The organism is Ruegeria arenilitoris, from assembly GCF_013032855.1.
GTDB lineage: Bacteria > Pseudomonadota > Alphaproteobacteria > Rhodobacterales > Rhodobacteraceae > Ruegeria > Ruegeria arenilitoris.
The window spans coordinates 520,550-533,683 of record NZ_WQDA01000003.1 but is presented as its reverse complement, the minus strand read 5'-3'; the positions used below and the strand labels follow the sequence as shown (position 1 = coordinate 533,683).

Annotated in this window: 14 protein-coding genes; 10 read left to right on the top strand and 4 right to left on the bottom strand. The window is 60.6% G+C overall.

Features of this window, described 5'->3' with window-relative positions; genetic code table 11:
• Position 1 precedes the first annotated feature (1 nt).
• From GOW72_RS12785 to GOW72_RS12765, 5 genes are read left to right on the top strand one after another with little or no spacing between them, the layout of a single operon-like run.
• Entirely contained in the window at positions 2-1,099 is a 1,098-nt protein-coding gene (locus tag GOW72_RS12785; protein ID WP_170367094.1) for a branched-chain amino acid ABC transporter permease, read from the top strand.
• Positions 1,096-1,860, top strand: coding sequence for an ABC transporter ATP-binding protein (locus GOW72_RS12780; RefSeq protein ID WP_149775121.1), 765 nt, complete (start codon positions 1,096-1,098; stop codon positions 1,858-1,860). The genes GOW72_RS12785 and GOW72_RS12780 overlap by 4 nt, the downstream gene beginning before the upstream one ends.
• Positions 1,857-2,630, top strand: a complete 774-nt coding sequence (locus tag GOW72_RS12775) for an ABC transporter ATP-binding protein (RefSeq protein WP_170367093.1) — start codon at positions 1,857-1,859, stop codon at positions 2,628-2,630. Before GOW72_RS12780 ends, GOW72_RS12775 begins: the two co-directional genes overlap by 4 nt.
• A 5-nt stretch (positions 2,631-2,635) precedes the next feature.
• Positions 2,636-4,522, top strand: coding sequence for an AMP-dependent synthetase/ligase (locus tag GOW72_RS12770; protein ID WP_170367092.1), 1,887 nt, complete (start codon positions 2,636-2,638; stop codon positions 4,520-4,522).
• 31 nt (positions 4,523-4,553) lie between these two features.
• A complete protein-coding gene (locus GOW72_RS12765; RefSeq protein ID WP_170367091.1) occupies positions 4,554-5,714 on the top strand; it encodes an ABC transporter substrate-binding protein in 1,161 nt (386 codons plus the stop codon).
• Positions 5,715-5,784: 70 nt separating this feature from the next.
• On the opposite strand, the gene rpsI is transcribed toward GOW72_RS12765, so the two are convergent.
• The 3 genes from rpsI to GOW72_RS12750 all read right to left on the bottom strand — a co-directional run bounded on the left by rpsI (position 5,785) and on the right by GOW72_RS12750 (position 8,303).
• Positions 5,785-6,270: a 30S ribosomal protein S9 gene (rpsI, locus tag GOW72_RS12760; RefSeq protein ID WP_005983014.1), complete on the bottom strand. Its 486-nt coding sequence runs from the start codon at positions 6,268-6,270 to the stop codon at positions 5,785-5,787.
• A gap of 6 nt (positions 6,271-6,276) precedes the next feature.
• Entirely contained in the window at positions 6,277-6,735 is a 459-nt protein-coding gene (rplM, locus tag GOW72_RS12755; protein ID WP_170339225.1) for a 50S ribosomal protein L13, read from the bottom strand.
• Between the two features lie 164 nt (positions 6,736-6,899).
• The gene (locus GOW72_RS12750; protein WP_170339228.1) at positions 6,900-8,303 is read right to left on the bottom strand and encodes an aminotransferase-like domain-containing protein; all 1,404 of its coding nucleotides are present in this window, start codon (positions 8,301-8,303) and stop codon (positions 6,900-6,902) included.
• Between the two features lie 99 nt (positions 8,304-8,402).
• Between GOW72_RS12750 and GOW72_RS12745 the strand changes: the two genes are divergently transcribed.
• Entirely contained in the window at positions 8,403-8,630 is a 228-nt protein-coding gene (locus GOW72_RS12745; RefSeq protein ID WP_170367090.1) for a DUF1127 domain-containing protein, read from the top strand.
• Positions 8,631-8,691: 61 nt separating this feature from the next.
• Here GOW72_RS12745 and GOW72_RS12740 read toward each other — a convergent pair whose 3' ends face one another.
• Positions 8,692-9,135, bottom strand: coding sequence for a PaaI family thioesterase (locus GOW72_RS12740; RefSeq protein ID WP_170367089.1), 444 nt, complete (start codon positions 9,133-9,135; stop codon positions 8,692-8,694).
• A 58-nt stretch (positions 9,136-9,193) separates the two neighbouring features.
• Between GOW72_RS12740 and GOW72_RS12735 the strand changes: the two genes are divergently transcribed.
• The 4 genes from GOW72_RS12735 to gluQRS all read left to right on the top strand — a co-directional run bounded on the left by GOW72_RS12735 (position 9,194) and on the right by gluQRS (position 13,121).
• Positions 9,194-9,979 carry an enoyl-CoA hydratase gene (locus GOW72_RS12735; RefSeq protein WP_170367088.1) on the top strand — a complete coding sequence of 262 codons (786 nt, stop codon included), beginning with the start codon at positions 9,194-9,196 and terminating at the stop codon, positions 9,977-9,979.
• Between the two features lie 274 nt (positions 9,980-10,253).
• A complete protein-coding gene (gene trmFO / locus GOW72_RS12730) occupies positions 10,254-11,594 on the top strand; it encodes a methylenetetrahydrofolate--tRNA-(uracil(54)-C(5))-methyltransferase (FADH(2)-oxidizing) TrmFO (RefSeq protein ID WP_170367087.1) in 1,341 nt (446 codons plus the stop codon).
• A 37-nt stretch (positions 11,595-11,631) separates the two neighbouring features.
• Positions 11,632-12,246 carry a class I SAM-dependent DNA methyltransferase gene (locus GOW72_RS12725; RefSeq protein ID WP_170367086.1) on the top strand — a complete coding sequence of 205 codons (615 nt, stop codon included), beginning with the start codon at positions 11,632-11,634 and terminating at the stop codon, positions 12,244-12,246.
• Positions 12,243-13,121, top strand: a complete 879-nt coding sequence (gluQRS, locus tag GOW72_RS12720; protein ID WP_170367085.1) for a tRNA glutamyl-Q(34) synthetase GluQRS — start codon at positions 12,243-12,245, stop codon at positions 13,119-13,121. The genes GOW72_RS12725 and gluQRS overlap by 4 nt, the downstream gene beginning before the upstream one ends.
• Positions 13,122-13,134: the final 13 nt, after the last annotated feature.

Genomic DNA, 13,134 nt, shown 5'->3' with positions numbered 1-13,134 from the left:
CATGAGGATCGTTTTCAAAACCGACTACATGCAGGACATCCGCCCGTGGAAGGACGGATACCAGTTGTCACTCTACCTGATCCTGCTGACGGTGGTCTTTGCCGCGCCGTGGTGGCTGGACGCGTTCTATCTGGGAGAGCTGACGAACGTTCTGATCTGGGCCATCGCCGGGCTGGGTCTGATGATCCTGACCGGGCATACCGGCCAGGCCAGCCTGGGCCACGCGGCGTTTCTGGCCTTTGGCTGCTATGCCAACGTGATCCTGATCGAGTCAGGCGTGCCGTTTCTGGTGGCCTTTCCGCTGGCCGGCATCCTGACCGGTATCGCCGGGGTCACGGTCGCCATCCCTGCCCTGCGGCTACACGGAATCTATCTGGCGATCTTCACCCTGGCCCTGTCGATCCTGATGGACGACCTCATCGTTCTGGCGGAACCGATCACCGGCGGCGTGGCGGGCAAGTACATGGGCGGGGTCGAGATTTTCGGCCATCTGGTCGATCGCTGGGGCACGCCCGAGCAGTTCTACTGGCTGGTGCTGGTCGTCACGGTTCTGGTCACGCTGGGCTATATCAACCTTCTGCGTACGCCGCTGGGGCGCAGCTTCATCGCGGTGCGCGACTCGGAAGTGTCCGCGCAGGCGATGGGCATCGACATCGCGCGCGCCAAGACCGTGTCCTTTGCCCTGTCCTGCGCCGTGACCGGATGGGCAGGGGCGCTGATGGGCCTCTATGCCGGGGCCTTCAACAACGAAACCTTCAGCGTGGTGATTTCGATCCAGCTGCTGATGATGATCGTGATCGGCGGGCTGGGTTCGATCCACGGCGCGTTTCTGGGCGCCATCGTCATCGGGTTTCTGCCGCAGTTCCTGTCGATCGCCAAGGAATATGCAGGCGCCCTGTTCGGCGGCGGAACCGTCGCCATTCCGGGGCTGGAATTCGGCATCTTCGGCATGATCCTGATCGGGTTTATCCTGTTCGAGCCGATGGGCATCTACGGCCGATGGCTGAAAATCCGCACCTGGTTCGAGCTGTTCCCCTTCTACCGCAAGGACATGTTCAAGCGGCAGAAATCCTATCTCAAGACGGAGCGCCTGAGATGAGCCTGCTGGAATTCGAGAACGTCACTCTGAAATTCGGTGGCCTGACGGCGGTGAACGATCTGTCCTTTTCGGTCGAAGAAGGCGAGGTCTTTGCCATCGTCGGCCCGAACGGGGCGGGCAAATCCACGGTGTTCAACCTGATCTCGCGTTTCTACGACCCATACGCGGGCCAGATCCGGTTCGACGGGCACGATCTGCTTCAGGTCAAGCCCTCGGGTGTGGCCGCCTATGGAGTTGCGCGGACCTTCCAGAACATCGAGCTGTTCGAACATGCAACCGTGTTGCAGAACCTGCTGGTCGGGCGGCACCGCCACCGGCGGACCAATCTGCTGTCCGAGGTGTTCTTTACCCCCTCGGCCCGCCGGCAAGAGCTGGAGAACCGCGAGAAGGTCGAAGAGATCATCGATTTCCTCGATCTGCAGGCCTATCGAGACAAGATGATCGCCGGGCTTCCCTACGGCGTCCGCAAGGTTGTCGAGGTCGCGCGTGCGCTGGCCACCGACCCCAAGCTGCTGCTGCTGGATGAACCGGCTTCGGGGCTGTCGGTCGAGGAAACAACCGACATGCGCTGGTGGATCGACGACATCCGGCGGCAGATGGGGATCACGGTGCTGATGGTCGAACATGACATGGGGCTGGTCTCGGGCGTGTCTGACCGGGTGCTGGCTATGGCCGATGGGGCGAAACTGGCCCTTGGGACACCGGCGCAGGTGCAATCGCACCCCGCCGTCGTCGAAGCCTATCTGGGGAAAGCCTCATGAGCGCACCGATCCTGAGCATCCGCAACATCGAAAGCTTCTATGGCCCGATCATGGCGATCCGCGGTGTGTCGCTGGACGTGCGCCCGGGCCAGATCGTCTCGATCCTGGGCGCCAACGGGGCGGGCAAGACGACGCTGATGAAGACCGTCTCGGGTGTGATGGACCCGGAAAAGGGCACGATCACCTTCGACGGCGGGGAAATCCAGGGGCTGGAGCCGCACAAGATCGTCCAAAAGGGCATCGTGCATGTGCCCGAGGGGCGCGAGGTGTTCCCGCTGTTGACGGTGAACGAGAACCTCAGCCTGGGGGCCTATACCCTTCATGACAAGGCCCAGATCGAGCGCGACCGCGAGTTAGTGTTTTCCTACTTCCCGGTTCTGAAGGAACGCCGAAATCAAGAGGCCGGCACCCTGTCGGGCGGGCAGCAGCAGATGCTGGCCATCGGACGCGGTCTGATGGCCAACCCGCGCATCATGCTGCTGGACGAACCCTCGCTGGGCCTGTCGCCGCTGCTGGTGCAGGAGATCTTCGGCATCCTCAAACGCCTGAATGACGAGCAGAACATGACCATGATGCTGGTCGAGCAGAACGCCAACGCCGCGCTGGAACTGGCCGATCATGGCTATGTCATGGAGGTCGGGCGCATCGTGATGGACGGCCCCGCCGACGTGTTGATGCGGTCCGAGGACATCCAGAACTTTTATCTGGGCGTGCAGGAGGAAGGCGCACGGGAAAACCGTCGCTGGAAACGCAAGAAGACGTGGAGGTGAGCCGGATGAACATGACCACCCTGCCCCCGCAGACCACCATCAACGGCGTCCAGTTCAACGCCACCCCCGGCCAGCGCCCCGTGCGGGTCGATGGCTGCGTAACCATCCCCGAGCTGTTCCAGAAACGCTGCGCCGCCCTGGGCGACCGCACCGCGCATCGGGAAAAGGATCTGGGCATCTGGAAATCCTATTCCTGGGCCGACTACTGGCAGCACGCCAAGTGGATCGGGCTGGCGCTGCGCAAACTGGGGCTGCAGCGCGGCGAGGTCGTCTCGATCCTGTCCGAGGACCGCAAGGAATGGGCGTGGTTCGATCTTGGCATCCAATGCGTCGGCGGCATCGCCTCGGGCGTCTACACCACCGATTCCGCCAGCCAGCTGAAATACCTGGTCAATGACAGCGACAGCCGCTTTCTGATCGTCGAAGACGAAGAGCAGCTGGACAAATTCCTGGACATCGAAGACGAGGTGCCCGGCCTGTTGAAGGTCATCATCCTTGAAGACGAAGGCTTGCACGACCTGGCCCATCCCCGCTGCATGATGATCGAGGATCTTTACGCCCTCGGCCGCGCGGCCGAGCGCGAAGAACCGGGCCGGTTCGAGGCGGAAATCGCGCTGGCCACGCCGCAGGACACGGCGCTGCTGATCTATACCTCGGGCACCACCGGCATGCCCAAGGGCGCGATGCTGAGCAACGAAAACATCATGGCCGCGATCGAATGCGGCGCTCGCTGCTTGCCCGCGCTGGAAACCGACGAACAGCTTTGCTTTTTGCCGCTGTGTCATATCCTTGAACGCGACGTGTCGATCTATTTCCCGCTGGCTTCGAAATGCACGGTGAACTTCGCCGAAAGCCCCGAGACGGTCTTTGCCAACCTGCAGGAAGTGTCGCCCTCGACCTTCACCGCCGTGCCGCGCGTGTGGGAGAAGATCTATTCGCAGGTGCTGATCATGGCGCAAGAGGCCACCCCGGCCGGGCGTGCTGCCTTTGGCATGGCGCTGAAGGCCGGGATGAAGCGGGCCGACTACATCCTGCAGGGCAAACCGGTGCCGCCGGCGGTGGCCGCGAATTTCTGGCTGTGGGACCGGCTGGTGCTGCGCAACCTGCGCCGGATGCTGGGCATGGACCGGCTTCGGCGCGGCGGGTCCGGTGCGGCCCCGATCTCGCCCGAGCTGCTGAAATGGTACTGGGCCATCGGCGTGCCTCTGGTCGAGGGCTTCGGTATGACCGAGACCTCGGGCATCGCCACGCTGAACACGCCCGAGGCCAACCGCATCGGCACCATCGGCAAGCCCGCACCGGGGATCGACCTGCGCATCTCGGACGAGGGCGAAATCCAGATTCGCGGCCTGAACGTGTTCCAGGGCTATTGGCGAAACAATGCCAAAACCGCCGAGACCTTTACCGCCGACGGCTGGCTGCGCACCGGCGATATGGGGCACGTGGACGCGGACGGCTATGTCACCATCACCGGCCGCCTCAAGGACATCATCATCACTGCCGGCGGCAAGAACATCACCCCGGCCGAGATCGAAAGCCGGTTGAAGTTCTCGCATTACATCTCGGACGCGGTGATTATCGGCGACCGCCGCAAGTACCTGACGGCTCTGATCATGATCGATCAGGAAAACGTCGAGAAGTTCGCGCAGGACCGCAAGGTGCCGTTCTCGAACTTCGCCTCGCTCTGCGCTGCGGCCGAGGTGCGCGAACTGATCGGTGCCGAGGTTGCGGCCGTGAACAAGGAATTCGCGCGGGTCGAGCAGATCAAGGATTTCCGCCTGATCGACGTGCTTTTGACCGCCGAAGACGACGAACTGACCGCGACGATGAAACTGAAACGCAGCCTGGTGGAAAAGAAGCACGCGCATCTCATTGAAGACATGTACAAATAGAACAGGGATCAATCCCAAGGGAGGAAGACACATGACCAAAGCAATCAGACGGCTGGCGGCGGCAACCGCCCTATCCGCCCTGGCCTCGATGGGCTGGGCCGAAACGCAAGGCGTGACCGACGACGAAATCGTCATCGGGTCGGTCAATGACCTCAGCGGCATTTTCGCCGCTGTCGGGGTTCCTGCCACCAAGGGCGCGAACGTGGTGTTTGACCGGGTCAACGCCAATGGCGGCGTGCATGGCCGCATGATCCGCTATGTGGTCGAGGACAACGGATACCAGATGCCGCGCGCGATGCAGGGCTACAACAAGCTGCTGAACCGCGACAAGGTATTTGCGATGTTGCAATCGCTGGGCACGCCGATGAATCTGGCCGGGTTCAAACTGCTGGATCCCAAAGGCATCCCCAACGTCGCCCCCCTGTCGGCCGCGCGGCAGATGCTGCAGGAACCGATGAAGAACAAGTTTACCTCGTTTTCCAGCTATTACGACCAGGCGCGCGTGGGCGTGAAGTATCTGGCGCAGGAATTCGGTGGCGACAAGGTCTGCACGATGTATCTGCCCACCGATTTCGGCAAGGAAATCCTTGAAGGCAGCCAGGAAGGCGCCAAGGAAGCCGGCATTACCTTTGCCGCGGAAACCACTCATAAACCTGACGAAACCGATTTCGTGGGCTCGCTCAGCAAGCTGAAGGAAGAAGGCTGCGACATCGTCACAATCGCCTTGGGCGTGCGGCAGGCCATCACCGTGGTCGGCACCGCCAAGAAGATGGGCCTGACCGACATGAAATTCCTGGGCACCTCGGCCAGCTTCCTGACCGTGGTGGCACAGGTGCCGGGTGGAGTGACCGACGGCTTCTACGCCGCCGCCTCGTGGCAGGACTTGTGGGCCCGCGCGGATGAACCGGCCCCCAAGGCCTTCATCGAGGAATACAAGGCCGCCACCGGCGAAGACCCGGTGGGCTTTTCGATGCTGGGCTATGCCGCGGCCGAAATGATGGTCAAGGCGCTGGAGGCGGCAGGCCCCGACCTGACCCAGGAAAGCTTTATCGCGGCAATGGAGACGCTGGACTATCAGGATGAACTGGTCGGCAACCACATGACATTTGGCCCCGATGACCATCAGGGCGCCGATACGGTCTACGTCAACGTGGTGGAAAACGGCGCGTGGAAAATGGTCTACGAAGAGTAAGGCCGGAGAAAATCAACGAAAAAAGGGCTCGCGGTTGCGAGCCCTTTGCATTTGAAAAACTCGGTAGCGATTAACGCTTCGAGAACTGGAACGAACGGCGGGCTTTGCGCTTGCCGTATTTCTTGCGTTCCACAACGCGGCTGTCGCGGGTCAGGAAGCCCGCGGCTTTCAGGGCACCGCGCAGGCTGGGATCGTACAGCTGCAGCGCTTTCGAGATGCCGTGCTTAACCGCACCGGCCTGACCGGTCAGGCCACCGCCCTTGACGGTTGCCACAACGTCGAATTCACCTTCGACACCGGCAACCTGGAACGGCTGGCGCAGGATCAGCTGCAGAACGGGGCGTGCGAAATACACGTCCTGGTCCTTGCCGTTCACGGTGACCTTGCCGGAACCCGGCTTGATCCAAACGCGGGCAACAGCGTCTTTACGCTTGCCGGTTGCATAGGAGCGACCCAGTTCGTCACGCACGGGCTCGCGCACAACAACTTCTTCGGCCACGGTTTCAACGCCTGCGACGGCGCTCAGCTCTTCGAGAGTATTGATCTGATCAGCCATCGGTCTTTAGCTCCGGGTGTTTTTCTTGTTCATGGATTTGACATCCAGAACTTCGGGGGCCTGGGCTTCGTGCGGGTGCTCGGCACCGGCATAGATGCGCAGATTGGTCATCTGCTGACGCGACAGACGGTTGCCCGGCAGCATGCGCTTGACGGCCTGAAAGACCACACGCTCGGGGTGCGCGCCTTCCAGGATCTGTTGCTTGGTGCGCGACTTGATGCCGCCCGGGTGGCCAGTGTGCCAGTAGAAGTGCTCGTCGCGCTTCTTGCCGGTCATCTGGATCTTGTCGGCGTTGATGACGATGACGTTGTCGCCCATGTCCATGTTCGGGGTGAACGACGGCTTGTGCTTGCCACGCAGGCGCATGGCGACGATCGAGGCAAGACGGCCCAGAACAACGCCCTCGGCGTCGATCAGGATCCACTTCTTGTCGATGTCTGCAGGAGTTGCAGAGAAGGTTTTCATGTCAGGACAATCCTGTTTGATGTGAAAGGCCGCCCCAAAGGTGGACCGGCCCGAATTCGATGGATGGGTATTTAGACGGCCCGTAAGTGCACGTCAAGAATGGTAGCGTCCAATTAATTATTATAAAACATTAGCTTATAAAATAGGTATCTATTTACCCCAAATCAAACACTGATTTGTTCGGGCGGATTGTCCAGTAAGGCGCGCAGACGCAGCATGGCGGATTCGAACTGCTTCAGCGAGACATGCCCGTTCATGGCAATGCGCACGGCATTTGGCGCTCGTCCATCCCTCAGCGCGAATTCATCTGCCGATCGGAGTTGAATGCCCTCCCGCTCGGCGGCTCTGCTGAAGGCTGCAGCACGCCAGCCGGAGGGCAGGCTTAGCCAGACAAAGGGAATGTCGGCGTCCCAGTTCAGATTGAAGCCACCCAGTGCATTGACGGCCACCCGTACATACTCACCCATCTTCGCGCGAACATCCCGCGCCATTTGCCGGGATTGAGGGTGACTAAGGAGCAAGCGGGTCAGTTCGGCCAATGGCTGCGCCAACCCGAAGTACCCGTATTCCGCCGATCGGCGCAGGTCTCCGCTGCGTTCCCGCGGAGCGATGGCGAACCCCACGCGCAACGCCGGCGTAAGGGTCTTGGAAATCGACGACACGTGCCAGCCCCGTTCAGGCGCAAGAGCCCTGTAACTGGGTGCGCGCGCCTCGCCCATACGATAGCAATCGTCCTCGATGATTTGCAGATCGTGGCGTCGGGCGATCTCGATCACCTCGTTGCGGCGTTCAAGAGGAGAATGGCCACCGGTCGGATTCTGAACTTCGGGCGACACGCAGATCGCCTGCGCACGAGTTTGACGAAGGATGTGGTCCAGCGCGTCGGGGCTGATACCCCATTTGTCCATTTTCACACCGACAACTTCGGCGCGCATCAACTCACCGGCGCGACGGAACCCCGCATAAGAAAGGTCTTCGACCAGAACAACGGGTTTCGGATCGCGCAGAACGGTCTGAAACACGACGCACAGTCCGCTTTGTCCGCCATGCGTAAGAACGATGTCATCGGCGTTCAAAGCACCCAGCGGCAAGTCGGAGAGCCAATCAACAACAGCCTGGCGCACCGGCAGGTAAGCGTCACGGGTGGGATAGTTCATGAACATCTTCGGATCCCCCTGCGCCACCTTGGCAAGGCATGACCGTATCAGGGACACCTGCCCGACATCTGGCAGTCGCGGGCTGAACAGGCTGACATTGGCGTCATACTTGTCGTCCCGAAGATGAAGCTGCCGTGACCAGACATCGTCCAGCAATGGCATTTTCGGTGGTGCCACGAATGTACCACGCCCGACCTCGGCCTGCAGCAACCCCTCCTCGGTCAGAATGGAATAAGCCCGGGCGACCGTTCCTGGTGTGATTTGCAATCGATATGCCAGCTCCCGCACCGGAGGAAGTTTCACCCCGACTTCCAGCTGCTTGTTTTCGATGGCTTTTCGAATTGTATCGGCGACCAGAGTGTACTTTGGCCCCTTGGATTTTGGCAGATCTGTCGGCCAAATTGTATCCATTACAATTCTTCCTTTGCGTTCAACACAATCCCGAATGTATCACAGCAATGTACCGAACATTTATGCTTTGTGTCAATACAATTTGAAAGGATACTTACCATGACACGCGCAATGCACACCTCCGCCCTCTTGCTGCTGAACGACAGCCCCCGGCTGCCTCTGATCGCTGCGCTGGCCGTGCGTTTTGCGGCGACTGTCACCCAATGGGAACGCCGGCGCCGCAGTCGCGTCAACCTGAGCAGGCTGGACGACCGTCTGCTTAAGGATGTCGGACTGACGCGCTTTGAGGCTGACCGCGAAGCACGCCGCCAATTCTGGCTTGGCTAGAATATCCCCAGTCCCAATTACGGGACCTCTTCCTGTGCCGGGGCTTGTCCCCGGCATTTTTTTATCCGAACGCAGCTGCGGCGGATCCGGCAGGTGGCAGCGAGTAGGTCATGCTGGCGCGCGCCACCGGCGCCTCCTGCCCTTCCGAGTACATCAGGACGTCACCAACAGCCAGCGTACGCCCCAGTTTCAGCAACCTGCACTCGGCAATCATGTCGGCCCCACCGGCAGGTTTGCGCAGAAAATCCATGGAACTGCTGGTGGTCACCGCCAGCGATTGCTGGCCCTTTCGCGCTAGAACCATCGAATAGACGCAGACATCGGCCAGGGCGAACATCGAGGGCCCGGACACGGTTCCGCCCGGACGCAGATGCCGATCTTCGACAACGAGGCGCATGCGGATCGAGTCGTCGGTCAGATCCATGACGACGAAATCCTTGTGCACCTGCGGGAAGACCTGCGCCAGATATTCCGTCAGCTCTTCCTTGTTCATAGTCAATGACATGCTTCCCCTCCTCGATTTGCCGACCTAGAGTTGGCCCCACAGCCGGCAGGAGGGCAAGATGGCAATTTTGGAACGTAACGACACGGGCGCGATCGCTCATCTGAAAATGAATACGCCCGAGCGGCTGAATGCGCTGAGCGACGAAATGCTGGAGGCGCTGCAATCTGAACTGGATACCCTGCGCGATGATCGTACGATCCGCGCCGTGATACTGTCTGGGGCAGGCAAGGCGTTTTGTGCCGGTCACGACCTCAAGCAGATGACCGCAGGCCGGCAAGCCGAAGATGGCGGCAAGGCCTACTTCACCGATCTGTTCAATCGCTGCGCCCGAATGATGATGTCGATCCAATCCCTGCCCCAACCGGTGATCGCGCAGGTCCATGGCATTGCAACGGCCGCCGGCTGCCAACTGGTGGCGACCTGCGATCTGGCCGTGGCAGCCGAAGGAACGCGATTCGGCGTCAATGGCGTGAATATCGGTCTCTTCTGCTCGACGCCGATGGTGGCGCTGAGCCGCAACATTCCGCGAAAACTGGCGTTTGAGATGCTGACCACCGGTGATTTCATACCAGCGGAGCGGGCCGCCGAGCTGGGCCTGGTCAATCGTGTCGTTCCGGAAACGCTGCTGGAACATGAAACCCTGTCGTTGGCCGAGCAGTTGGCCTCCAAACTGGGCGCGGCGGTAAAGATCGGGAAACAGGCGTTTTATCAGCAGCTTCAGATGCCTTTGGATCAGGCATATGCCTTTACCGGCGGCGTAATGGCTGAAAATATGCTGCACCGGGATACCGAGGAAGGTATTTCCGCATTTATCGAAAAACGTTCACCAAATTGGACCCAATGACGCAATTGTTATGGCTAAAATTATCGACTGTTCGCATTTTTGCACTTTTCAAAAGGGCATCTCTGTGGCAAAGCTGAGACAGGGCTTAGGCCCTCACTATCTTTTGGGTCGCCGTGGGCGGAAGGTCCCTCCAAGCTGGTTTCTCTCACCGGCGCAGACATTCCCGCAGCGGCGACCCCAAGACTTCCCAATAAAATCATAGCGTTGCTGCATTGTTGGCGGCAGTTTTCGTTGGCCGTTGCACGCGCGGGCCACCTGCCCTATTTGGACGCACATGACACAGAAATTGCATATCGTTGGCGGCGGCATGGCCGGATCCGAGGCCGCATGGCAGGCCGCCGAAATGGGCGTGGACGTCGTGATTCACGAAATGCGCCCCAAAGTGGGCACTTTTGCGCATCAAACCGGCAACCTGGGCGAGATGGTCTGTTCCAACTCGTTCCGGTCTGATGATGACGAGCAGAATGCCGTTGGTTTGCTGCATTGGGAAATGCGCGCGGCCAATGGGTTGATCATGACCACGGCAGACGCCCACCGACTTCCTGCGGGCGGCGCTCTTGCCGTAGACCGTGAACCTTTTGCCGAAACGGTGACCGCCAAGCTGAAGGCGCACCCACGCGTCACCGTCACCGGTGAGGAAGTCACTACGCTTCCGGACGATGGACATTGGATATTTGCCACCGGTCCGCTGACCTCGCCAGCGTTGGGCGCAGCGATCCAGCGCGAGACCGGGGCCGAGGCGCTGGCCTTTTTCGACGCGATCGCCCCGATCGTCTACGCTGACACGATCGACATGAGCAAGGCTTGGATGCAGTCGCGCTATGACAAGGGTGAAACCGAGGAAGAGCGTACCGCCTATCTGAACTGCCCGATGGACCGTGACCAGTACGAGGCCTTCATCGACGCGCTGCTGGCCGCTGACAAGACCGAGTTCCACGAAGGTGAAACCGCCGGCTATTTTGATGGCTGCCTGCCGATCGAGGTCATGGCCGAACGGGGCCGCGAGACCCTCCGCCACGGGCCCATGAAACCGGTGGGCCTAACCAATCCGCATCAGCCGGACGTAAAGCCCCATGCCGTGGTTCAACTGCGCCGCGACAACGCTTTGGGCACGCTGTTCAACATCGTTGGGTTCCAGACCAAGATGAAATACGGCGCCCAGACCGAGGTGTTCCGGATGATTCCGGGGCTCGAGAATGCCAGTTTTGCCCGTCTGGGCGGCATCCATCGCAACACCTTCATCAACTCGCCCACCTTGCTGGATGCGCAGATGCGCCTGAAATCCAAGCCGAACATCCGATTTGCCGGGCAAATCACCGGGGTTGAAGGATATGTCGAGAGCGCCGCGATGGGCCTGCTGGCAGGTCGTCTCGCGGCGGCAGAGATCCTTGGCGACTCCCTGCCCCCGGTTCCACAGGACAGCGCCATGGGCGCGCTGATCCACCACATCACCGGCGGCGCAGAGGCCAAGACCTTTCAGCCTATGAACGTGAATTTTGGTTTGTTCCGACCGGTCGACGGGTTGAAAGGCGGACGGCGCGGCCGCAAGGATCGCTACAAAGCCTATACCGATCGCGCCAAGGAGGCATGGCAGCAGTGGCTGACGCAAAGCTGACTGGACGCAGACCGGGCCACGCGCCTAAACTGACGGCATGAGCGAGAAGTTCCTCAAAAACACATATGATCTGAACACGCCGCGGGAAACCCAGGCGCATTACCAGAAATGGGCGGCCTCTTACGAAGATGAGGTGGCCGAGCACGGGTATGCCACGCCGGGCCGCGTGGCCGAGGCGTTGTGGTCCAAGGTGCCGGAACCGGACACGCCTATCCTTGACTATGGCTGCGGGACCGGGTTGTCCGGTGTCGCCTTGCACAAGGTCGGATACCGGGCAATCGACGGCGTCGATCCGACACCAGAGATGCTGAAAGGTGCTGCTGCCAAGGGCGTCTACCGCAACCTTGCTGCCATCGACATCACCGATCCCAACCCGTTGGAGACGGGGGCATACAAGGCAATCGCCGCGATCGGAGTGATCGGCGCCGGCGCCGCGCCGCCCCAGACATTCGACATGCTGATGAAAGTCTTGCCCAAAGGTGGCCTGCTGGCGTTTTCGTTCAACGACCATACATTGGATGATCCCGGCTATACCGGGCGCCTGAACGAATGGCTGGACATGGGAGCGGCGCGCCTTCTGTTTCGCGAACACGGACCGCACTTGCCAGGGCTGGACTTGAAATCCGACGTATATACCGTTGAAAAGACGTGAAATTCACTACAAGATTTGCCCCATCTCCAACCGGGCCATTGCATCTTGGTCATGCGTATTCTGCATTGCTGGCGTATGGCCTCGCTGACCGAAACTCCGGCACGTTCCTGCTGCGGATCGAGGATATCGATCAGTCCCGGGCGCGTCGGCATTGGGAGGATCAGATCTATGACGATTTGACGTGGTTGGGTTTGACGTGGCCTCGCCCTGTGTTGCGGCAATCCGATCGAATGCCGCTCTACCGGCAGGCCTTGAACCGGCTGTGGTCCCAAGGACTGCTATATCCGTGCACCTGCAATCGCAAGGATATCGCGGCCGCCGCCAGTGCGCCGCAGGAAGGGTATCCTCTGCACGGACCTGACGGCGTCATATATCCCGGAACATGCCGTAAACAGTGGACGCAGCAGGTGCAGTCCGCGATCCCGGAGGATGTGGCCCTGCGTCTCAATATGTCCGAAGCGCTGCGCCGGATCGCGAGGGACGCCACCGGGTTGAGGTTTCACGAGACCGGGTCCGGTCCGGATGGCGCGACTGGCTGGGTCGATTTGTCGAACGAGCAGATGCTGCACGGCGTCGGCGATGTCGTCCTCGCCCGACGGGGTATGGGCACGTCCTATCACCTTTCAGTCGTACTGGATGATGCGGCCCAGAACATCTCACATGTGGTTCGCGGTCAGGATCTGTTTGACGCAACCGGGATTCACGTGGTGCTTCAGCGCTTGTTGGGGTTGGAGACGCCCACCTATCACCATCACCGACTGGTCCGGGACGACACCGGCAAACGGCTGGCCAAGCGAGATGACGCTAGGGCGATTGCGAAATACCGGGCCGACGGAGCGACGCCGGAAGACGTCCGCGCAATGGTCGGTCTTTAGGCCCGCTAGGCGC